20 protein-coding genes and 1 pseudogene are annotated in these 20,242 nt (G+C 59.2%); 18 read left to right on the top strand and 3 right to left on the bottom strand.

All coding sequences use genetic code 11. From position 1 onward, the window contains the following. Positions 1 to 30: 30 nt before the first annotated feature. Together BR48_RS0103865 and BR48_RS0103860 are read left to right on the top strand one after the other, a co-directional pair. Positions 31 to 1,803 carry an acyl-CoA dehydrogenase family protein gene (locus tag BR48_RS0103865; RefSeq protein WP_027230098.1) on the top strand — a complete coding sequence of 591 codons (1,773 nt, stop codon included), beginning with the start codon at positions 31 to 33 and terminating at the stop codon, positions 1,801 to 1,803. A gap of 12 nt (positions 1,804 to 1,815) precedes the next feature. Then, positions 1,816 to 2,568 (top strand): crotonase/enoyl-CoA hydratase family protein, encoded by a 753-nt coding sequence (locus BR48_RS0103860; RefSeq protein ID WP_027230097.1) that lies wholly within the window; start codon positions 1,816 to 1,818, stop codon positions 2,566 to 2,568. A 21-nt stretch (positions 2,569 to 2,589) separates the two neighbouring features. On the opposite strand, the gene pdxH is transcribed toward BR48_RS0103860, so the two are convergent. Next, positions 2,590 to 3,198 (bottom strand): pyridoxamine 5'-phosphate oxidase, encoded by a 609-nt coding sequence (pdxH, locus tag BR48_RS0103855; RefSeq protein WP_027230096.1) that lies wholly within the window; start codon positions 3,196 to 3,198, stop codon positions 2,590 to 2,592. A 303-nt stretch (positions 3,199 to 3,501) separates the two neighbouring features. Between pdxH and BR48_RS23725 the strand changes: the two genes are divergently transcribed. The 5 genes from BR48_RS23725 (at position 3,502) to BR48_RS0103830 (ending at position 7,880) form a co-directional block, all read left to right on the top strand. Then, entirely contained in the window at positions 3,502 to 4,575 is a 1,074-nt protein-coding gene (locus BR48_RS23725) for a glycosyltransferase family 2 protein (protein ID WP_155810805.1), read from the top strand. A gap of 260 nt (positions 4,576 to 4,835) precedes the next feature. Continuing rightward, entirely contained in the window at positions 4,836 to 5,306 is a 471-nt protein-coding gene (locus BR48_RS0103845; protein ID WP_051614516.1) for an RT0821/Lpp0805 family surface protein, read from the top strand. A gap of 123 nt (positions 5,307 to 5,429) precedes the next feature. Next, positions 5,430 to 6,365 carry a J domain-containing protein gene (locus BR48_RS0103840; protein ID WP_027230094.1) on the top strand — a complete coding sequence of 312 codons (936 nt, stop codon included), beginning with the start codon at positions 5,430 to 5,432 and terminating at the stop codon, positions 6,363 to 6,365. 91 nt (positions 6,366 to 6,456) lie between these two features. Beyond that, positions 6,457 to 7,275, top strand: coding sequence for an enoyl-ACP reductase FabI (fabI, locus tag BR48_RS0103835; RefSeq protein ID WP_027230093.1), 819 nt, complete (start codon positions 6,457 to 6,459; stop codon positions 7,273 to 7,275). 2 nt (positions 7,276 to 7,277) lie between these two features. Beyond that, positions 7,278 to 7,880 carry a histidine phosphatase family protein gene (locus tag BR48_RS0103830; RefSeq protein ID WP_244506729.1) on the top strand — a complete coding sequence of 201 codons (603 nt, stop codon included), beginning with the start codon at positions 7,278 to 7,280 and terminating at the stop codon, positions 7,878 to 7,880. A 6-nt stretch (positions 7,881 to 7,886) separates the two neighbouring features. On the opposite strand, the gene BR48_RS0103825 is transcribed toward BR48_RS0103830, so the two are convergent. Further along, on the bottom strand, positions 7,887 to 8,141 hold the full coding sequence (locus BR48_RS0103825) for a DUF1344 domain-containing protein (protein ID WP_027230091.1): 255 nt from the start codon (positions 8,139 to 8,141) through the stop codon (positions 7,887 to 7,889). Between the two features lie 552 nt (positions 8,142 to 8,693). On the opposite strand from BR48_RS0103825, the gene BR48_RS0103810 reads away from it, so the two are divergent. From BR48_RS0103810 to BR48_RS0103780, 7 genes and pseudogenes are all read left to right on the top strand, one after another. Continuing rightward, positions 8,694 to 9,002, top strand: coding sequence for a BrnA antitoxin family protein (locus BR48_RS0103810; protein WP_027230090.1), 309 nt, complete (start codon positions 8,694 to 8,696; stop codon positions 9,000 to 9,002). A gap of 273 nt (positions 9,003 to 9,275) precedes the next feature. Continuing rightward, the gene (locus tag BR48_RS0103805; RefSeq protein ID WP_027230089.1) at positions 9,276 to 9,506 is read left to right on the top strand and encodes a hypothetical protein; all 231 of its coding nucleotides are present in this window, start codon (positions 9,276 to 9,278) and stop codon (positions 9,504 to 9,506) included. A gap of 220 nt (positions 9,507 to 9,726) precedes the next feature. Continuing rightward, positions 9,727 to 10,254: pseudogene (locus BR48_RS23720) on the top strand (DUF4142 domain-containing protein). Positions 10,255 to 10,513: 259 nt separating this feature from the next. Next, positions 10,514 to 11,488 carry a tripartite tricarboxylate transporter substrate binding protein gene (locus BR48_RS0103795; protein WP_155810804.1) on the top strand — a complete coding sequence of 325 codons (975 nt, stop codon included), beginning with the start codon at positions 10,514 to 10,516 and terminating at the stop codon, positions 11,486 to 11,488. A 156-nt stretch (positions 11,489 to 11,644) separates the two neighbouring features. Continuing rightward, positions 11,645 to 12,739, top strand: coding sequence for a chorismate synthase (aroC, locus tag BR48_RS0103790; protein ID WP_027230087.1), 1,095 nt, complete (start codon positions 11,645 to 11,647; stop codon positions 12,737 to 12,739). A 12-nt stretch (positions 12,740 to 12,751) separates the two neighbouring features. Then, positions 12,752 to 13,855 carry a 3,4-dihydroxy-2-butanone-4-phosphate synthase gene (ribB, locus tag BR48_RS0103785; protein ID WP_027230086.1) on the top strand — a complete coding sequence of 368 codons (1,104 nt, stop codon included), beginning with the start codon at positions 12,752 to 12,754 and terminating at the stop codon, positions 13,853 to 13,855. A 96-nt stretch (positions 13,856 to 13,951) separates the two neighbouring features. Next, the gene (locus BR48_RS0103780) at positions 13,952 to 15,235 is read left to right on the top strand and encodes a cystathionine gamma-synthase family protein (protein WP_027230085.1); all 1,284 of its coding nucleotides are present in this window, start codon (positions 13,952 to 13,954) and stop codon (positions 15,233 to 15,235) included. Here BR48_RS0103780 and BR48_RS0103775 read toward each other — a convergent pair. Beyond that, a complete protein-coding gene (locus BR48_RS0103775) occupies positions 15,210 to 15,878 on the bottom strand; it encodes a hypothetical protein (protein ID WP_027230084.1) in 669 nt (222 codons plus the stop codon). The genes BR48_RS0103780 and BR48_RS0103775 overlap by 26 nt on opposite strands. Before the next feature lie 178 nt (positions 15,879 to 16,056). Here BR48_RS0103775 and BR48_RS0103770 point away from each other — a divergent pair, with 178 nt between their 5' ends. The 4 genes from BR48_RS0103770 to dxs all read left to right on the top strand — a co-directional run bounded on the left by BR48_RS0103770 (position 16,057) and on the right by dxs (position 20,242). After that, positions 16,057 to 16,983: a histone deacetylase family protein gene (locus BR48_RS0103770; RefSeq protein WP_027230083.1), complete on the top strand. Its 927-nt coding sequence runs from the start codon at positions 16,057 to 16,059 to the stop codon at positions 16,981 to 16,983. A gap of 2 nt (positions 16,984 to 16,985) precedes the next feature. Further along, entirely contained in the window at positions 16,986 to 17,240 is a 255-nt protein-coding gene (locus BR48_RS0103765; RefSeq protein ID WP_027230082.1) for an exodeoxyribonuclease VII small subunit, read from the top strand. 82 nt (positions 17,241 to 17,322) lie between these two features. Further along, positions 17,323 to 18,246, top strand: coding sequence for a pirin family protein (locus BR48_RS0103760; protein ID WP_027230081.1), 924 nt, complete (start codon positions 17,323 to 17,325; stop codon positions 18,244 to 18,246). A 76-nt stretch (positions 18,247 to 18,322) separates the two neighbouring features. After that, entirely contained in the window at positions 18,323 to 20,242 is a 1,920-nt protein-coding gene (dxs, locus tag BR48_RS0103755; protein WP_027230080.1) for a 1-deoxy-D-xylulose-5-phosphate synthase, read from the top strand.

Raw genomic sequence — 20,242 nt, 5'->3', positions numbered from 1 at the left:
CCGCTGCCATCACGCATGAGGAGACGTGACATGTACCGCGCGCCCGTCGAGGAAATTATCTACACGCTCAGAGTAACCGCCGGTCTTGACGCCGCGTTGGAACAGGGCCGCTTCGGCGACCTTTCGGGTGACCTTGTCGATGCCATTGTCGAAGAGGCGGGGCGTTTTGCCTCGACGCGCGTCGCGCCCCTGCTTGAAGTCGGCGACAAGCATGGCACCCCGCTCAAGGATGGCGAAGTGACGACCCCGCCCGGCTGGAAGGAAGTCTATCGCGAGTGGATCGGCGGCGGCTGGAACGCCTTGACCGGCCCCGAAGAGTTCGGCGGGCAGGGCCTGCCGATGATGCTTGCCATTGCAACATTCGAGATGTGGAACTCGGGCTCCATGGCATTCGGGATTGGCCCGACGTTGACCCTTGGCGCCATCGAGGCGCTGGAAGCGCATGCGGCCGACGATCTTAGACAGCTTTATCTGCCGAAGCTCGTCTCCGGCGAATGGATGGGCACGATGAACCTTACGGAGCCGCAGGCCGGCTCCGATGTCGGCGCATTGCGCACGCGCGCCGAACGCGCCGAGGATGGCACCTATCGCATTTTCGGCAGCAAGATTTTCATTACCTATGGCGAGCACGACCTGACCGACAACATCGTCCATCTCGTCCTCGCCCGGCTTCCCGACGCCCCGCAGGGAACGAAAGGTATCTCGCTGTTTCTCGTGCCGAAAATCCTCTTCGACAAGGACGGTTCGCTCGGGGCCCGCAATGATGTTTTCTGTGGCGGCGTCGAGCACAAGATGGGCATCCATGGCTCGCCAACCTGCACGATGATCTACGGGGACGGATTTGCCAAGGGCCGCGAGCCGGGTGCGGTCGGCTGGCTGATCGGTGAGGAAAACCGCGGTCTCGCCTGCATGTTCACCATGATGAACAACGCCCGCCTTGCGGTCGGGATACAGGGGGTCGCTGTTGCCGAGACTGCCTATCAGAAAGCGCTCGCCTTTGCCGAGGACCGCCGCCAGATGCGAGCGCCCGGCTGGAAGGGCGAAGGCATGAGTCCGATCGTCGAGCACCCCGATGTCCAGCGCAATCTATTGACGATGAAGGGCCTGACTGGTGCCGCGCGCGCAATAGCCTACGCCTGTGCTCATGCCATCGACATGGCCAAGACCGGCGAAGGCGATGAGGCGCGGTTTTGGTCCGATCGGGCCAATCTCTTGACCCCCGTCGCCAAGGCTTTCTCGACCGATATAGGCGTAGACGTTGCGTCAATCGGTATCCAGGTTCATGGCGGCATGGGCTATATCGAGGAGACGGGCGCCGCACAGCTGCTGCGTGATGCGCGCATTGCGCCAATCTATGAAGGCACCAACGGCATTCAGGCCATAGACCTTGTCCAGCGCAAACTATCGCTTGCCGGCGGCCAGCATTTCGCCGGCTATATCGCCGAGCTTCGAGAAATCGCCGAAGCCGTCAACGCCTCGAACAGCATCGGGTTTGGCGAGACCGGAAAGCGCCTTCTTGGCGGCCTCGACGATCTTGCCGAAGCGGGTACCTGGCTGCAGGCGGCGATCGCCGAGGGGAGGGTCAGCGACGCCTTTGCGGGGGCGACGCCCTTCCTGCGGCTCTTCGGTCTTGCCGCGGGCGCGGCCTATCTCGCCAAGGCAGCGGTCGGCGGCAACAATGCCGGGCGCTCGGCACTTGCACGATTCTTCGCCGAAAATATTCTCGCCGAAACGGCGGCGCTAAAGGACCGCGTCATTCATGGCGCCGCCAGCCTGCTCGCCGCGCGCACGACGCTTTCTTAACAGGGGACCGATATGTCGGAGCATATACAGATCGAGCGCCACGGCGCGGTTCAAGTCATTCGCATGAATCGACCCGACAAGAAGAACGCGCTGACACGCACAATGTATGCGGCGATGTTGAAGGCAATTGCCGACAGCGACAGCGATCCAGACATCCGCGCCAATGTCTTTTTCGGCGTGCCTGGCGCATTTTCCTCCGGTAACGACCTGCAGGACTTCATGGCCTTCGCCACCACGGGCCAAATGGGCACGGAGGTCATCGACTTTCTCGTAGCGGTCGCCAATGCGAAAAAGCCGCTGCTCGCGGGCGTAGACGGCCTTGCCATCGGTGTCGGATCGACGCTGCAGCTTCATTGCGACTTGAGCTTCGCTACACCACAGTCCTATTTCAAGACGCCGTTTGTCGATCTCGGCCTCGTCCCGGAAGCGGCATCAAGCCTGCTCGGACCGGCTCTGATGGGTCAGCAACGCGCCTTTGCCTTTCTCGCCATGGGTGATGGCCTGAATGCGGTCGAGGCGAAGGAAGCCGGGCTGATCTACCGGTTGGTGGAGACAGACGAACTTGAGGCGACCGTGTTGAAGGCGGCGACCGAAATCGCCGCCAAGCCGCCGCAGGCGATGCAGATTGCCCGCGATCTGTTGCGGATGCCGCGGCAGGAAACCATCGACCGTATCCATCTCGAGGCCAAGCTCTTTGCCGAGCGCCTTCAGTCGGACGAGGCGCGGGCGGCGTTCATGGCCTTCCTCAGCCGCAAGAAAGGCTAGAGCCGAGATCCTGAACGCAGCTCAGGGATAGAGCCGCGTCTTGTTCCAGTCACCGGCTGGCTCGTCGCGGCTGAAGACCACGCGGTCGTGCAGGCGGAATGGCCGGTCGTGCCAGAATTCAATGGATGTCGGGCGAATCCGGAAACCTGACCAATGGTCGGGACGCGGGATTTCGCCGATCGCGTAGCGGGCCGTATATTCTGCCACGGCCTTTTCCAGCGCAAACCGGCTTTCGAGCGGTCGCGACTGCTTAGATGCCCATGCGCCGATGCGGCTGCCACGCGGCCGCGTGGCATAATATGCGTCGGCCTCTTCCTTGCTGACGATTTCGACCGGGCCGCGTACACGCACCTGCCGGCGCAGTGACTTCCAGTGGAAGCACATGGCAGCCTTCATCGATCCGAGGATTTCCTCGCCCTTCCGGCTTTCAAAATTCGTATAAAAAACAAAGCCTTGTGTATCGAACCCTTTCAAGAGAACCATGCGCACGTCCGGCAGACCGTCCGCATCGACGGTCGCAAGCGCGACAGCGTTCGGATCGTTGGGCTCGGTTTTGGTGGCATCCCCCAGCCATTCCGCGAAGAGGGCGAATGGCTCGGAATTCTCAGTGAAGTCATCTGTTGACGTCATGGGTCTTGATCATTCCCTAGGTTTCGAAGACGGGTGCCGAGGTCGCTTGACGGCGTATCCTCAACTCCGGTTAGAGTCTTCGAATTTTGTTACCTTCTCCATGCCCTGCATGGCAAGCGGCACCTGGCTTCCAGCTAAATAAGATGGCACGTGAGCGCGCTTGAGGTCTGCGACGGGACGTTAATGAACCGATTCCTCGGCCTATTTATGAAACATTTTCGAATCAGTTACATTTATTGAGTGTGGCGCCGCAAGTGTTTGCGTGAACCGCCCGCACAACATTCTGGAGTTGAGGACGCCTCGTTGAACAACACATGCTATCCTTCGCGCAACTCCATCGGACTTCGGCACCGTGGTTTTCTGGCGGCGGTCCGCACGTGGCTCAAAGAGCGAAACGCTGCTCCTCTCCTGTCAAGCCAACTTGGAATGCATCAGATCGCGACAGCGACGTCACAGTATACGGACAGTGACATTGCAGTTGTGGTGCCGGTCAGAAACGAAAGGAAGTTTCTAGGTTCGTTTCTGACGCACTACAGAAAGCTCGGGGTGGCGCGTTTTATCGTTATTGACGACCAATCCTGCGATGGAACCGTCGAATATCTAACCGCCCAGAATGACGTCGACCTCTGGCGGTCGACGGTTAGATACGCGGACGCTCAACGCTCGATCCTGTGGAGGGAATGGATTTTCAACCACTATGGTCAGAACCGGTGGTACCTCAATCTGGATGTAGATGAGTATCTTGTTTATCAGGATTGCTATCAGAAACCGATTACTGACGTTGCTGCGCATCTTTCTATCCAGCAACATTTTAGAATGGCCGCCCCCATGATCGACTTATATCCGGGGGAGCATTCATGCGCGAACCTTTCCGATGATGTTCCGCCCTGGGAGATAGCAAACCAGTTTGATGCCACCGGGTATGTTATCAGACAGGCGAGTTCGGGATGGTCGATAAAGGGCGGTTTACGAGGCAGGAAGTTCGGCTTGTCGAACCAGCTGATAAAATACCCGCTTACCTATTGGGATAGTGAGAGTTCGTTGTCTCGTGGAATACACAAGCCCCGGCCGTTCAAGCGCAATTTCGGCCCGATATACGGTGTTCTGCTGCACTTCAAATTTTTCTCTGATCTTAAGCAGAAAGTCGACACAGCCATCAACGACTGCCAATATTTCTCCAACGCTGCGGAATATCAGCTTATCGCCAAAGTCCTTGCCGAAACGCCCGAGCTTCAACTGCATGATATCCAATACTCTGCCGGGTACGAGGGACCTGGCCAACTCATCGGGCTTGGCTTCATGAGGGAGCTATGGGTGATCATGGCCGCCTTCATGGGATTCGCCAGCACGTTTCAATTCCTGCTCGATGGAATATGAGGGGCGTGCAGACACCTCGTTTCGTGGGTTGCTCCTCGCAACCGAGGTCGGTGCACGCCTGTCATGGTTCGCGTCCAGGTGATGCTTCTCTCTCGCTTTCCAAAAGAGCTTTCCACAGAAAACCGGCACGTTTTTCAAAGCTGACTTGGATACCCGAAAGCTAACGATTTGATAACGTTCCATGGGTGGGTAATCCGTTGTTAACTTCATTTAATCCATAGTCCCATAGTCATTTCGAATTGACCCTGTTAGAGAAAGGCATGTTTTTGGCGTTTCCACGTTCCGGTAGCAAGCAATTCCGTGCAGATTGGCGGCGTGCAGGCGGGCTCTTTAAAGGCTCCGCGATCATCGTCGTCTTTGGCTTGCTCCAGGGCTGTGCCATGAAGGGTTTCAGTATCGAGAAGGCGGTTCCGGACCAGACAGCGGTGACCGGTTCGGTCGCTCCGGCGCAAGCCGTCGATGCGAAAGGATCGTCCGATCAGACGACCGTCCGCAATATCGTATCCGCGCTTAATTTCACCCAGTGGGGCAAAAAACCCGTGCCGTGGTCCAACCCGGAAACCGGCAGCCAGGGCACCATCACCGCTATTGCCGAAAAGAAGAACGAGACAGAGCTTTGCCGCGAATTCCAGACATCGCGCGAGTCGTTCGACGGGGTCATGCTCTATAAGGGCGAGACGTGCATGCAAAATGGCGGCCAGTGGACGTTGAAATCGTTCGCCCCTATGTAAGCGGTTGCAAGCTTTGAGCTGTTTTCGTAGTTTTTTGCATCAAACTCTGGAATTTCTTCCTATTCATGAGCATATAGCTGCGGAATCCCAGGACATCTCGCTTGTGCGAGGAAAGGCAGACACATGCGCGATCCCTATAGCGTGTTGGGCGTCGCCAAGACGGCGAAGCCAGAAGAAATAAAATCGGCGTTTCGCAAGCTCGCCAAGAAATACCATCCCGACCAGAATCAGGATGATCCGAAGGCGCAGGCAAATTTCTCCGAGATCAACCAGGCCTATGAAATCGTCGGCGACAAGGAGCGCCGGGGCCAGTTCGATCGCGGCGAGATTGACGCGGAAGGCAAGCAGCGCGCTCCCCATGGTTTTGAAGGTTTTGGTGGCGGCGAGGGCGATCCTTTCGCCGGTTTCGGCGGTGCGCGCCATCGGCCGGGCGGTTTCGAATTCCGCTCGAGCACGGCCGGCAATTCCGGCTTCGGGGCGGAAGACATATTGAGCAGCCTCTTCGGCGAGGGCGCCGGCATGGGTGGCGCCGGCTTCGGCGGCGCGCGCCGCGCTGGACCGCGCAAGGGCGCTGATCTCCAGGCAACCATCGATATCACGCTCGAGCAGGCCGCGGGTGCCGAGAAGGTCGAGGCGATTTTTCCGAACGGCAAGCGGCTTGCGATCAAATTGCCTACCGGCGTCGAGAACGGCCAGACGATTCGGCTCAAGGGTCAGGGCGAGGAAGTATTGGGCGGCACCGCGGGCGATGCTCTGGTGACGATCCGTTTCAAGCCGCACCCTGAGTTCCGCGTCGATGGTCGGGACATCCATGTCGAACTGCCGGTATCGCTGCGCGATGCCGTTCTCGGATCGCGCCAGGAAGTTGATACGTTGAATGGCCGCGTGGCGGTCAAAGTCGCGCCCTGGACGAGCTCCGACCGCGTTTTGCGGCTGAAGGGCAAGGGTTTGCCGAAAAAGGGCGAGGGACATGGCGATCTCTTCGTTCATGTTCGCATCATGCTGCCCGAAAATCGCGATCCGGCGCTCGAAGCATTCCTGCGCGAATCCGGCAACTGAAAAACCAAAACGACATTGAGAGCATGCTTGAAGCCCGGCGCGGGCTGTGCGATACCGCACATCGATCATAAGTCTCATGAAGGGTTGGTATATGACCGCCAAAACCGGTTTGATGCAGGGTAAACGGGGCCTGATTATGGGCGTGGCCAATAACAGGTCCATCGCCTGGGGCATTGCCAAGGCGGCTCATGACGCTGGCGCCGAACTCGCTTTCACATATCAGGGCGACGCTTTGAAGAAGCGGGTCGAGCCGCTTGCGGAGGAACTCGGCGCTTTTCTCTGTGGCCATTGCGATGTCGGCGACGCCGCGACCATCGATGCCTGTTTTGCAGCTCTCGAAGAGAAATGGGGCAAGCTCGATTTCCTCGTGCACGCCATCGGATTTTCCGACAAGGACGAATTGACCGGCCGTTATGTCGACACGTCCGAAGCCAATTTCAGCAAGACCATGCTGATCTCGGTCTATTCGTTGACGGCAGTTGCCAAGCGCGCCGAAAAGCTGATGACAGATGGCGGCTCCATCCTGACGCTCACCTATTACGGCGCCGAAAAAGTGATGCCCAACTATAACGTCATGGGCGTTGCCAAGGCCGCGCTCGAGGCGAGCGTCAAATATCTCGCGGTTGATCTCGGCCCCGACAATATTCGCGTCAATGCCATTTCCGCCGGACCGATCAAGACGCTTGCCGCATCAGGCATCGGCGATTTCCGCTATATTCTCAAGTGGAACGAGTACAATGCGCCGCTGCGCCGCACGGTCAGCATCGAGGAAGTGGGCGACGCCGGTCTCTATTTCCTTTCCGACCTTTCCCGCTCGGTCACCGGCGAAGTGCATCACGTCGACAGCGGCTATCACGTCGTCGGCATGAAAGCCGTGGACGCACCTGACATTTCCGTCGTGAAAGATTGAGCATCGCAGTGATCCCGCCCGACACGCTGATTTATTTCTCGCGTCACGGCGAGACCGACTGGAATGTGACGGAGCGAATCCAGGGGCAGGAAGATATCGATATCAATGCGCGCGGCCGCGCTCAAGCCGACCGCAACGGCGATCTGATCAAGTCGCTCATCGGCGACGGCGCAGGATTCGATTTCGTTGCGAGTCCGTTGCGCCGCACGCGCGAGACCATGGAGCGCATCCGCACCCGAATGGGTGTCGATCCGGCTGCCTACCACACCGATCCGCGCCTGATGGAAGTCAGCTTCGGCGACTGGCAGGGCTATATGATCGAGGACATCGCCAGGAAGACGCCGGAACTTGTCGAGGAACGTGCGCGCAACAAGTGGACCTTCGTGCCGCCCGGTCCAACAGCCGAGAGCTATGCGATGCTCGGCATCCGCGTGGCGAGCTGGCTGTCCGAGGTGAAGGGGCCGACCGTGTGCGTTACGCATGGCGGCTGTCTTCGCACCATTTTCCAGATGATCAACGGGTTGGATGGCCACGACGCGGCCAACCTCGCCATTACGCAGGATCACATCCTGCGCCTTGAGCACGGCAAGCTTACCTGGCTCTAGCCCAGATTATTCCTGGGTTTCTTCGATATCGGTGATGAAGCGTTCCTTGTTGACGACGTCGAACATCAACGTGACCTTCATACCCTTCTCGATGACGCTAAGATCGAACTCGCCCGGCAATTTATAGACCTTGCCGTCGTCGAGCGTGATCGTCGAATTGTCCTCGTCGATCTTGGTGATTGTCCCTTGTGCATCGTCCGCAAGCGCACCGACCGGGAGCAGGGAGGCAATAAACATGAATGTTGCTACAAAGAAGCGCATTTTCGAATCCTCTTTATCAAATCGGTGGTCGGGCGACGCGCACACTTAGAGCGAAGATTTGTGGCAAAAGAATTGCGAATCTGCGGTAGATTTGTTGAAATCAGAACCGTCACGCCGACGCTTGCGATACTCGGGAATTCCGTGAAGGAATCTACACCCGCCCGGCCTGCTCGCTCGCAGGAACCTTATGCGGGGGGGCATTTTGTGTCTCCGCCGGCATTCGATCAGGACATCAGCTTTCGCAGCGCTGCGTTGACACGCTCGGTGAGCAGCGGATCTGCTATCGCGTTGAAGGCGTCAGCGGTCGCACCGGTCGTCATCTCGTTAGGTATCACTATTTCCGAGCGCACAAGCGATAGGGTTGAATCTGCCCGCTGGTACACGTGGCCACCGAGGTCACGACACGGTTAGGATGCCAACCTGCCTTGAGGAAAGCACCATCGGTTATTTCAAGGGCGCATTGATCATTACCGTCGTGTTTCGCCCGCTTGGTTCGGAGGCATTCACGATTATCTCGATGCGCCACGCCAGTAAGAAAGAAAGGAGCCTGTAATGGGTACCAAGTTTAAAGATGCGAAGCCTCTGACTGAGGAGGAAGAGGCCGAAATCCAACGCCAGATCGCCAGCGATCCCGATGCACCAGAAGCGACTGACGAAGAACTCGCCCAGGCGAAGCCTTTTGCAGAGGCTTTTCCCGACCTGGCAGAAAGTATCAAGCGCTCGCGTGGCCGGCCGGCTGTCGACAACCCTCGTCAGCAGATTTCGCTTCGTTTGGAGCCAGAAGTCATCGCCAAGTTCAAGGCCACCGGCAAAGGCTGGCAGGGCAAGATCAATGATATTCTGAAGCACGCCAAGATATAGGAAGCCCCGCACTTGGCGGGACTGATGGATCAGAACGGGCGGGGCCTGCGATAAACCTCGTAATGCGCTCAGGCTTCACCGTGCTACGGCATGCAGAATGTCACCTTGTCGCCGTGCTGATTTGGTTGCGGTAGGCCGGCCAGCAACGTCACCACCCCGACAACACAGCCGCAGCGATAGGCCTAAAGGCGTTGACTACAAACGCCCGAGAGCAGGCCTCTTGCTTTGCGGTCAGGGACGCGATTGGTTACTCCTGAATAAGAGGAGAAAAGAATGAGCGACGATATGCCCACGCATTGGCCGACCGGCGTAGAGCCTCTGACAATTGATGGTTCTGGAAAAATCGGCGTTCACAGGGATACCGGCCACTTATATTGGGATGGCAAACGCGTCAGCACGGTTGGCAGACTTGCTTTCCCCGAAAGGGCACTCGCCGTTGTGGCCACCGCCGCGACCGTGAGCATGGCGCTAGTCGATTTGGTTCGTTTTCTGAATGGCAACTAGCCGATCCTAGAATCGCCCGGAGAGCCTCATGTCCATCGTGCGCCATGGCGGTAAGGTTCGGTCGCTACGCCTTTTATTGACGCGAACCCGATCAGGAAGAGGCCCAGCACCATCGTAACAACGGCAGAATTGTCCAACTCGAGCGCGCTGGCATCGGCTTGCGTGCTTGGAACAGTGTTCTCTACCCCGCATTGTTCGCTCAGTGCAAAGGAGAACCCAGATGAACAAGCTTTTAGTGACTGTTGCCTTGTTAATGATGTCAACGCCGACGTTTGCCCAGACGGCGGCTGAAAAGACCGGCGTCAACTCTCTGATCGGGGTGGCGCCCAAAACGGAAGATTTCGTTATGGAAGCTGCCACCAGTGACATGTTTGAAATCGAGTCCAGTAAGCTCGCCGCGGAACGGGCTGACGATCCTACCAAGGTTTTCGCGAAGCAGATGATCGCGGACCATCAGAAGACGTCGGCGGAGTTGAAGCAGTTGGTTGACAGCGGGAATGTCTAGGCCTCAATCCCGACGGCAATGACATCAGCGCAGAAAAGCACGCTCGATAAGCTCAACGGTCTGCAAGGTGAGGATTTCACCAAGCAGTATCACTCCGATCAGGTTTCGGCGCACAAGGACGCAGTGGACCTATTCAAGCGCTACGGCGAGGGCGGCGATAATCCCGACCTTAAGTCGTGGGCCGCTACGACAGAGCCGGCCTTGGAACATCATCTGATGATGGCCCAGGATCTCGATAAGTAAGCAACAACTGGAACCCAGGAAAGCGCTGCTCGCCATGAGCGGCGCAATTGTATTGGTACTTCGAGTACACTCGACGATGATTTAGCGATTTTGATCGCATTACGGCCACCGGCCGGATTCGACAGCCTTGTAGAAGACGCCTTTACCGCGCTTAAGTCCTTCATACCGCCATAAGTCTTATTGCGTAATCCCTGCGCGCCGTTATGTTTTGATGATTACGATATGCATTAAATCAACCGGGATTATGGAGGAGATATTCATGGGGTTTAACAGACGCACTGTTCTTGGACTTGCCGCGGGTTCGATCGTTGCATCGGTATTGCCTGCAGCTGCCGAGACATTTCCGGAGCGGGCCATTACATTGGTGGTGCCTTTTGCCGCCGGCGGATCCACCGATCTCGTTGCCCGCCTCGTCGCAGCCAATATGTCGAAATCGCTCGGGCAGCAGGTGATCGTCGAGAACGTCGGCGGTGCCGGTGGCAATCTCGGTGCGGCTCGCGTCGCCAAGACCGATCCCGATGGCTATACGATCCTGATGGGAACCGTTGCGACCCACGCGCTCAATCCGCTCATGTTGAAGACAAAGCCCTATGACCCGGTGACGGATTTCGCGCCGGTCTCGCTTCTTGTCGTCGTTCCCAACGTGCTCGTGGTCAATCCGCAGCTGCCCGTCAACAATGTCAAGGAACTCATTGATCTTTTGAAGGCCAATCCCGACAAGTACTCCTATGCTTCATCCGGGAACGGTACGCCGCTGCATCTTTCGGGTGAGCTGTTCAAGAGCATGGCCGGCGTGAAGATGGAGCATATTCCGTATAAGGGCGCAGGTCCGGCCTTGAACGACCTTCTCGGCAATCAGGTTTCGATCATGTTCGACAATCTGCCGTCCTCCTCGGCCCATATAAAGGCGAAGTCGCTCAAGGGCCTCGGCGTCACGACGAAGGAACGTGCGCCGTCCTTCCCGGATATGCCGACGGTGGCCGAGACCGTGCCGGGCTATGAGACCTATACCTGGAATGCGCTGTTTGCGCCTGCGGGCACTCCGCCTGAGATTGTCGCCAGCCTCAACAAGGCCGCCAATACCGCGCTCACCAATCCCGAACTGATCACGCGCATGAACGATTTCAGCGCGCAGATCGTCGGATCGACGCCGGAAGCGCTTGCCGACCATGTGAAGGCGGAAATCGCCAAATGGGAGCCCATCGTCAAAAGCACAGGCGTGACTTTGGACTGATCCGTTTCCGAGATCTTTTCGTCGGCGGCGAAACCGTCGCCGGCGAAAGCAATCGCGGGAGCATAAGGATCCGCACCGCATTGAGAATTTAGCAGCGACGGGTTTGACCACGGGAGGAAACACTCATAAAACGCCTCCCAAAGGCGGGTAAACCACATGTCGCACAATACCTTCGGTCATCTTTTTCGTGTCACCACCTGGGGCGAGAGCCACGGCATAGCGCTCGGCTGCGTGGTCGACGGCTGTCCGCCGGGAATTTCCTTCACGGAAGCCGAAATCCAGGCCTATCTCGACAAGCGCAAGCCAGGCCAGTCGAAGTACACGACTCAGCGACGCGAGCCTGACCAGGTCAAGGTCTTCTCGGGCGTGATGTTGCAGGATGACGGCGTCACCATGATCTCGACGGGAACGCCGATCTCGATGATGATCGAGAATACCGACCAGCGCTCCAAGGATTATGGCGATATCGCCCGCCAGTATCGCCCCGGCCACGCCGATTATACCTACGATGTGAAGTATGGCATTCGCGACTATCGCGGCGGTGGGCGCTCCTCGGCCCGCGAGACCGCCGCGCGCGTCGCTGCCGGCGCCATTGCGCGCAAAGTCGTGCCGGGTCTTGTGGTGCGCGGCGCGCTGGTCGCAATGGGGATACATTCGATCGACCGTGCTCGCTGGGACTGGGCCGAGGTCGACAACAACCCGTTCTTTACACCCGATGCCGGCTCGGTCGAAACCTTTGCCGCCTATCTCGATGGCATCCGCAAGGCGGGCTCGTCGATCGGTGCGGTCATCGAGGTTGTCGCGGAGAATGTGCCTGCAGGTCTTGGCGCGCCGGTCTATGCCAAGCTCGATCAGGATATTGCAAGCTACCTCATGTCGATCAACGCCGTGAAGGGCGTTGAAATCGGCGACGGTTTCGAGTCGGCCAGGCTCAGCGGCGAGGAGAACGCCGATGAGATGCGCATGGGCAATGACGGCAAACCCATATTCCTCTCCAATCATGCCGGCGGTATACTGGGCGGAATTTCGAGCGGCGCGCCGGTCGTTGCCCGCTTTGCCGTCAAGCCGACCTCGTCGATCCTGACCCCGCGCCGCAGCATCGATGCCGATGGCCAGCAGGTTGATGTGATGACCAAGGGCAGGCACGACCCTTGCGTCGGCATCCGTGCCGTACCGATCGGCGAAGCGATGGTCGCATGCGCCATCGCGGATCATTATTTGAGGCATCGCGGCCAGACCGGCCGCATTTAGGGGGGCGCTTTCATGGCTTACAATCAAAAACGGGTCGTCGATGCTCTGCGCGCCTTCGAACGCGGCGAAATCGTCGTCGTGATGGATGATGACGGACGCGAGAATGAGGGCGATCTGATCGTTGCGGCCGTGCATTGCACGCCGGAAAAGATGGCGTTCATCGTCCGCCACACCTCGGGCATCGTCTGTACGCCCATGCCCCGCGACCATGCGCGGCGTCTCAATCTCGCGCCGATGGTCGCCGAGAACGACGCGCCGCATGCAACGGCGTTCACCGTGACGGTGGATTACAAGCATGGCACCACGACGGGCATTTCCGCCGATGATCGTACGCTCACCGTGCGCAATCTCGCCAATCCCAATGCAGGCGCGGCGGATTTTGTCCGGCCCGGACACATTTTCCCGCTTGTCGCGCGCGAAGGCGGCGTCCTCATGCGCTCCGGACATACCGAAGCTGCCGTCGACCTGTGCAAGCTTGCCGGGCTTCCGCCAGTCGGCGTCATCTGCGAACTCGTCAATGACGATGGCTCGGTAATGCGCGGCCCGCAGGTCGCGGCCTTTGCCGAGACGAACAATCTGCACCAGGTAACGGTGGCCGACCTCATCGCCTATCGGCAGCGCAAGGAGACCTTGATCGAGCGCATCGGCGAATATGATATCGACACGTGCGCTGGCAAGGCGAGGGCCATTACCTATGCCTTGCCGTGGGAGCCCATGCACCACGCGGCTATCGTCTACGGCGATATTCGTGACGGCGAGGATGTGCCGGTACGCCTGCAGCGCGAAGACGTCTTGAGCGATGTATTCGGCGCGCGCAACACGCTCGACAGCATCATGAAGCGCATTGCCGAAGAAAAGCGCGGCGTGATCGTTTATCTGCGCGAAGGCTCCGTCGGCGTCGGCCGTGACGATGACCGCAATCGTGCCACCCTCCAGGACCGCGAGGCCCACGCCGAAGCGAAGGTGCGCGAGGAGGAATGGCGGCAGATCGGACTTGGCGCGCAGATCCTGAAAGATCTCGGGATCACCTCGATCCGGCTTCTATCGTCGCGCGAGCGCCACTATGTCGGCCTCGAGGGTTTCGGCATCCAGATCACGAAGACGGACATCCTCTAACCTTCAAACTCTTGCGATTAGCCGGGCAAATTCGCAAGGAACGGTCTTCCCATCTGCTATAGTCTCGCTGGTAAGGCTACCAGCGAGGAGACTGTTATGACCGCGCCCCATCCCTCCAAAACCCGCATCGGCAATCACGAGTTGCATCCTGAAACCTTGATGCTCAATTACGGTTATGATCCGGAATTGTCCGAAGGCGCGGTGAAGCCGCCAGTATTTCTCACCTCGACCTTCGTGTTCAAGTCGGCGGAGGAGGGGCGGGATTTCTTCGATTTCGTCTCGGGGCGGCGCGAGCCGCCGGAGGGCACCGGCGGCGGGCTCGTCTATTCGCGCTTCAACCATCCGAACAGCGAAATCGTCGAGGACCGACTTGCCGTTTACGAGCGTACAGAAAGCTGTGCCCTGTTCTCGTCCGGCATGTCGGCCATCGCAACGACGCTCCTCGCCTTCGTCCGTCCCGGCGATGCAATCCTTCATTCGCAGCCGCTTTACGGCGGCACGGAAACGCTGCTTGCGAAGACCTTCCTCAACATGGGCGTGGCCGCAGTCGGCTTTGCCGACGGTGTGAACGAGACAACCGTTCAAGCTGCCGCCGAGGACGCGATGAAGCGCGGGCGGGTCTCCGTGATCTTGATCGAAACGCCAGCCAATCCGACGAACAGCCTGGTTGACGTGGCGATGATCCGCCGGGTTGCCGACGCAATTTCCGAAACGCAAGGCCATCGCCCAGTGATCGCCTGCGACAACACGTTGCTCGGGCCGGTGTTCCAGCGCCCCATCGAGCATGGCGCTGATATTTCGCTCTATTCCCTGACCAAATATGTCGGCGGCCATTCCGATCTTATCGCGGGCGCGGCCCTCGGCTCCAAGGCCGTCATGAAACAGGTCAAGGCGCTGCGCGGCGCTATCGGCACCCAGCTCGATCCGCATTCGTGCTGGATGCTCGGCCGTTCGCTTGAAACGCTTGGGATTAGAATGGAGAAGGCGAATAACAATGCGGCCATCATCGCCGACTTTTTGCGCGAGCACCCGAAGGTCGAGAAAATCCACTACCTGCCTTATCATGACCCGTCATCGCCGCTCGGCAAGACCTTCGCGGCGCAATGCACCGGCGCGGGTTCCACCTTCTCGTTCGATATTGTCGGCGGTCAGCCTGCGGCGTTCAAGTTCCTGAATGCCTTGCAGATCTTGAAGCTTGCGGTCAGCCTCGGCGGCACGGAATCACTTGCCAGCCACCCGGCGACGATGACGCATTCGGGCGTGCCCTTCGATGTGCGCCAGCGTATCGGCGTTCTCGATTCGACCATCCGCCTGTCGATTGGCATCGAGCATCCGGACGATCTGGTCGCAGATCTTACGCAGGCCCTGGGTGAAGCCTAGCGCCCGGTTGCCCCTGCAACTCGACCGGGAAGGGCGCCGGCTCGAAGTAGCTTTCGAGTTTGAGCGCCGCGATCGAGTTCAGTTGCTGCCTGCGGAAGAAATCAAGGAGGCCTTGCTGGTCGCGGGCGAGAAGCAGGGGATAATATTTGGGCACGCAATCCTGTTTGCCACTGGCCAAGCCCGCCTCAAGGATCGATGCCGCCTTGTCGAGATCGCCTTTGACGATGGCGATGACAGCCAAGCAGTTGAGGTTTGCGAAAAAATACCGCGAATTCTCCGGGTCATTCGAGCGGTGTGCAACGAAATCGTCGATCGTATTGATGGCGCGCAACTCAGGCAGCGCCTCGAACTCGATCATATCGCGAAGAAGCTGCAGCGATTCCGGATCGCGCGTGTCCCAAAGCCGTCCTGGTATGTAGAGCATTCGCCCACCGCTCAGCGACCAACCGCCAAAGTTCAAAAACGACAGGTTCACGGCTGTATCGGCAGCAAACGTGAACGGGTCACTCCGACGGTCTATGCACACAAATCGCAGGACATGTCGGACCGACTTGATTATCAGCTTGCGGTTGACGAGCGCGAGGTCATGGTGGCGTTCGAGCAAGGGAGCGATGAGTTTCTTGACATCGGAGATGGTAGTCATGTGTTCACGCGCAATTGACGGGACCTTGTTATGAGAGGGTTGTTCGCTACGCCACGTCAATTCGACTTTCGTATCAACCCGTCCACTTTCGCCTTGAACAAGCTGCTCCGACCGGTGCAAATTCGCTCTGCAACTAATTGGTCATGGTCATGCCCTTTTGGCAGCGCAGAAAGTTTTCATGGTTACTCGCCTTTATACGCATCCGATCTATCTCGAACACCTAACGCTCCCGGGCCACCCCGAGCGTCCCGACCGGCTGCGCGCGCTCGCCAAGGTGCTGGAGGATAGCGCTTTTGACGGTCTGGACCGTGCCGAAGCGCCGATGGGTGATGAGGCGACGATCCTTTATGCGCATCCGCAGGAATTTATCGAGCGCGTCCGCGGCACGATACCGGATGAGGGGCTGACGCGCGTCGATGCCGATACGACAGTCAGCCCGAAAAGCTGGGAGGCGGCCTTGACGGCGATCGGCGCGGCCAACGCCGCCATCGACGATGTGTTTGCCAAGCGGGCGGACAATGTCTTCGTTGCCTCGCGCCCGCCCGGCCATCACGCCGAGCGCAACAAGGCCATGGGCTTTTGCCTTTTTAACAATGCCGCGATTGCCGCACGCCATGCCCAAAACGCGCACGGCGTTGAACGGGTCGCGATTGTCGATTGGGACGTCCACCACGGCAACGGCACCCAGGAAATTTTCTGGGACGATCCCTCGGTGCTCTATTGTTCGACGCACCAGATGCCGCTCTATCCCGGCACCGGTGCGAAATCCGAAACCGGCGCCGGCAATATCGTCAACGCGCCGCTTGCACCGATGACCGGCAGCGACCATTTCCGCGAAGCGTTCACCACGCGGATTCTGCCCGCGCTCGATACTTTCCAGCCCGAACTCATCATCATTTCGGCGGGCTTCGACGCGCATCGCCGCGATCCGCTCGCCGAAATCAACCTCGATGAAGAGGATTTCGACTGGGCAACCGCCATGCTCATGGAAAGAGCTGGGAGCTTTGCTGGAAATCGCCTTGTCAGCCTTCTTGAAGGCGGCTACGACCTCAAGGGAATGTCGCTCTCCGCGGGCGCGCATATCAAACGCTTGATGGAAGGTTGACCATGGCAGACGCCCCGAACAATACCGATATCGCTGCCATGAGCTTCGAACAGGCGCTCGACCAATTGGAGAAGATCGTCGATGACCTCGAGCGCGGTGACGTGCCACTCGAACAGTCGATTCGCATCTACGAGCGCGGCGAAGCGCTGAAGAAACATTGCGATGCCTTGCTGAAAGTTGCCGAAGACAAGGTCGAAAAGATTCGCCTCGGCCGTGACGGACAGCCGGTCGGCACCGAGCCGCTTGATCCCGAGTAATTGAGCGACGCTGTTCAACGGCGCGCCGGGACTCTATGGTTGGTATCAATTCGGGTCGTGGTGTGACCCAAGGAGTGCGCCCATGAGCTTTTTCCCTGGCAATGACCCCGAGCCCGGCGACAGGACGGCCGCCGACGCCATCGAAACGCTGATCATTCCTCGCACCAGCGATATCGGCAATCTTGAAGTGCGCCGCGCGCTGCCGACCGCCAAGCGCCGGCTCGTCGGCCCTTTCATCTTTTTCGATCGCATGGGCCCGGCAATTCTGCGTCCGAGCCAGGGGATCGACGTGCGCCCGCACCCCCATATTGGACTCTCGACAGTGACCTACCTTTTCGACGGCCAGATACGTCATCGCGACAGCCTCGGCACCGAAATGGTTATTCGTCCAGGCGATGTGAACCTGATGACGGCGGGGCGCGGCATCGTCCATTCTGAGCGGTCGCCGGAAGAATTGCGCAAGGAGCCGCTGCCCATTTCCGGCCTTCAGACCTGGCTCGCCTTGCCGGACCATCTCGAAGAGATCGACCCGGCCTTTGCCAATACCGGCGTCGCCGAGCTTCCTTCGATGAGCGAAAACGGCGTCGACGTGCGCGTGGTCATGGGAACGCTCCACGGCGCCAAGTCAGCGGTACAGCAGCACGCCGAAACGCTCTATGTCGATATTCGCCTTGCACCCGGAAAACGCATCCAGATACCGGGGACAGCGGCCGAAGAGCGGGCGATCTATACGCTGGAAGGCCCGGTCGAGGTCGCCGGCGAGACATTCCCGGCCGACCGCCTGCTAGCGTTTCGCAGCGGCGACGAAATCATCATCAGTGCACCGGAAGGCGCGCATTTCATGCTTTTTGGCGGCGCAGCTCTGCCCTCTCAGCGCTATATCTGGTGGAATTTCGTCTCGTCGTCCAAGGAGCGTATCGAACAGGCCAAGGAAGAGTGGCGCAGCGGCCGCTTCGATATCGTCCCTGGCGACGAAGAAGAATTCATTCCCCTGCCGGAGGGGTAGGGCAAAGGCCCGGCTCCTTGCCGCACAGGTCGATTTACTCTAGGAACGCCTGACTTTTTAAACGGAGCCTCGCACCTTGGCCAAGAATTTTGACACACCGCTGCTCGACCGCGTCAAGATCCCTTCGGACCTGCGCGCGCTACCGGAGTCGGACCTGCCGCAACTCGCTTCTGAGCTGCGCACCGAGCTTATCGATGCGGTGTCGACGACCGGTGGTCATCTTGGCGCGGGCCTCGGCGTCGTCGAGCTCACCATTGCGCTCCACCATGTCTTCAACACGCCTCACGACCGTATCATCTGGGATGTCGGCCATCAGGCCTATCCGCACAAGATCCTGACCGGTCGGCGCGACCGCATCCGGACCTTGCGCCAGGAGGGCGGGCTTTCCGGTTTCACCAGGCGGAGCGAAAGCGAATACGATCCATTCGGCGCTGCCCATTCGTCCACCTCGATTTCCGCCGGGCTCGGCATGGCTGTCGCCAGCGACCTCGCCGGAACGAGGCGCAATGTCGTCTCCGTCATCGGCGATGGTGCCATGTCGGCGGGCATGGCCTACGAGGCGATGAACAATGCCGGCGCGCTCGATGCGCGGCTCGTGGTCATTCTCAACGACAACGACATGTCGATTGCGCCGCCGACCGGCGCAATGAGCGCCTATCTTGCGCGCCTCGTTTCCGGCCGGGCCTATCGCACGTTTCGCGAGACGGCAAAACAGTTGGCGAAGAAACTGCCAAAATTCCTGCAGGAAAAGGCGCGGCTTTCGGAAGAATATGCGCGCGGATTCTGGACTGGCGGCACCATGTTCGAGGAGCTCGGCTTCTATTATGTCGGCCCGATCGATGGCCATAAGCTCGATCATCTGCTTCCGGTTCTGAAGAACGTGCGAGACACGATGGACGGTCCCGTCTTGATCCACGTCGTCACACAAAAGGGCAAGGGCTATGCCCCTGCCGAGGCGGCAGCCGACAAATATCATGGCGTCAACAAGTTCGACGTGATCACCGGCGCGCAGGCAAAACCGCCTGCAAACGCACCGAGTTACACGAAGGTCTTCGCGACGAGCCTTATTGAGGAAGCGCGCCGTGACGACAGGATCGTCGCTGTCACGGCGGCGATGCCGGGCGGAACCGGTCTCGATCTCTTCGGGGAAGTATTTCCGCAGCGCACGTTTGACGTCGGCATTGCCGAACAGCATGCGGTAACTTTTGCGGCCGGCATGGCGAGCGAAGGATACAAGCCCTTCGCCGCCATCTATTCGACCTTCCTGCAGCGCGGCTACGATCAGGTCGTCCATGACGTGTCGTTGCAGAACTTGCCCGTACGCTTTCCGATCGACCGCGCTGGACTTGTCGGCGCCGACGGCGCAACGCACGCCGGCTCGTTCGACACCGGCTTTCTTGCTGCCTTGCCGGGTTTTGTTGTCATGGCCGCATCGGACGAGGCCGAACTTCGCCATATGGTCCGAACGGCCGCCGCTTACGATGAAGGTCCGATTTCCTTCCGCTACCCGCGCGGCGATGGCATCGGCATCGACCTGCCGGAGCGTGGAGCGATCCTCGAGATCGGCAAGGGACGCATTGTCCGCGAGGGCGCCAAGGTCGCGCTGCTGTCGTTCGGAACGCGCTTGCAGGAGTGCCTCGTTGCCGCCGATGAACTCGACGCCGCCGGTCTTTCCACCACGGTCGCCGATGCACGGTTCGCCAAGCCGCTCGACGAGGACCTCATTCGCCGCCTCGCGCGCGAACACGAGGTTCTCGTCACCGTCGAGGAAGGCGCGGTCGGCGGCTTCGCCTCGCACGTGCTGCATTTCCTCAGCCGCGACGGGCTTCTCGACCATGGCCTGCGCGTCCGCGTGCTGACCCTGCCGGACGCCTACCAGGATCACGCCAAGCCCGAAGCCATGTATGCGCGCGCCGGGCTCGACAACGCCGGTATTGTACAGGCCGTATTCAATGCGCTCGGACGCGATCAACTGGTTGCGCCAGCACGCGCGTGA

The organism is Phyllobacterium sp. UNC302MFCol5.2 (assembly GCF_000686005.1).
Classification (GTDB): Bacteria; Pseudomonadota; Alphaproteobacteria; order Rhizobiales; family Rhizobiaceae; genus Phyllobacterium; species Phyllobacterium pellucidum.
Note: the sequence above shows the minus strand (reverse complement) of the source record. Positions and strands in the feature narration are given on the sequence as shown.

What these genes read in the sequence shown, in the direction of transcription:
- pdxH (WP_027230096.1), bottom strand. Translation starts at nt 3,198, where the DNA reads ATGACGTCAACAGATGACTTCACTGAGAATTCCGAGCCATTCGCCCTC.
- BR48_RS0103780 (WP_027230085.1), top strand. Translation starts at nt 13,952, where the DNA reads ATGACCGCGCCCCATCCCTCCAAAACCCGCATCGGCAATCACGAGTTG.
- BR48_RS0103805 (WP_027230089.1), top strand. Translation starts at nt 9,276, where the DNA reads ATGAGCGACGATATGCCCACGCATTGGCCGACCGGCGTAGAGCCTCTG.
- BR48_RS0103795 (WP_155810804.1), top strand. Translation starts at nt 10,514, where the DNA reads ATGGGGTTTAACAGACGCACTGTTCTTGGACTTGCCGCGGGTTCGATC.
- BR48_RS0103770 (WP_027230083.1), top strand. Translation starts at nt 16,057, where the DNA reads ATGGTTACTCGCCTTTATACGCATCCGATCTATCTCGAACACCTAACG.
- BR48_RS0103840 (WP_027230094.1), top strand. Translation starts at nt 5,430, where the DNA reads ATGCGCGATCCCTATAGCGTGTTGGGCGTCGCCAAGACGGCGAAGCCA.
- BR48_RS0103775 (WP_027230084.1), bottom strand. Translation starts at nt 15,878, where the DNA reads ATGACTACCATCTCCGATGTCAAGAAACTCATCGCTCCCTTGCTCGAA.
- ribB (WP_027230086.1), top strand. Translation starts at nt 12,752, where the DNA reads ATGGCTTACAATCAAAAACGGGTCGTCGATGCTCTGCGCGCCTTCGAA.
- BR48_RS0103845 (WP_051614516.1), top strand. Translation starts at nt 4,836, where the DNA reads ATGTTTTTGGCGTTTCCACGTTCCGGTAGCAAGCAATTCCGTGCAGAT.
- BR48_RS0103865 (WP_027230098.1), top strand. Translation starts at nt 31, where the DNA reads ATGTACCGCGCGCCCGTCGAGGAAATTATCTACACGCTCAGAGTAACC.
- BR48_RS0103825 (WP_027230091.1), bottom strand. Translation starts at nt 8,141, where the DNA reads ATGCGCTTCTTTGTAGCAACATTCATGTTTATTGCCTCCCTGCTCCCG.
- BR48_RS0103765 (WP_027230082.1), top strand. Translation starts at nt 16,986, where the DNA reads ATGGCAGACGCCCCGAACAATACCGATATCGCTGCCATGAGCTTCGAA.
- BR48_RS0103760 (WP_027230081.1), top strand. Translation starts at nt 17,323, where the DNA reads ATGAGCTTTTTCCCTGGCAATGACCCCGAGCCCGGCGACAGGACGGCC.
- fabI (WP_027230093.1), top strand. Translation starts at nt 6,457, where the DNA reads ATGACCGCCAAAACCGGTTTGATGCAGGGTAAACGGGGCCTGATTATG.
- BR48_RS0103810 (WP_027230090.1), top strand. Translation starts at nt 8,694, where the DNA reads ATGGGTACCAAGTTTAAAGATGCGAAGCCTCTGACTGAGGAGGAAGAG.
- BR48_RS0103860 (WP_027230097.1), top strand. Translation starts at nt 1,816, where the DNA reads ATGTCGGAGCATATACAGATCGAGCGCCACGGCGCGGTTCAAGTCATT.
- aroC (WP_027230087.1), top strand. Translation starts at nt 11,645, where the DNA reads ATGTCGCACAATACCTTCGGTCATCTTTTTCGTGTCACCACCTGGGGC.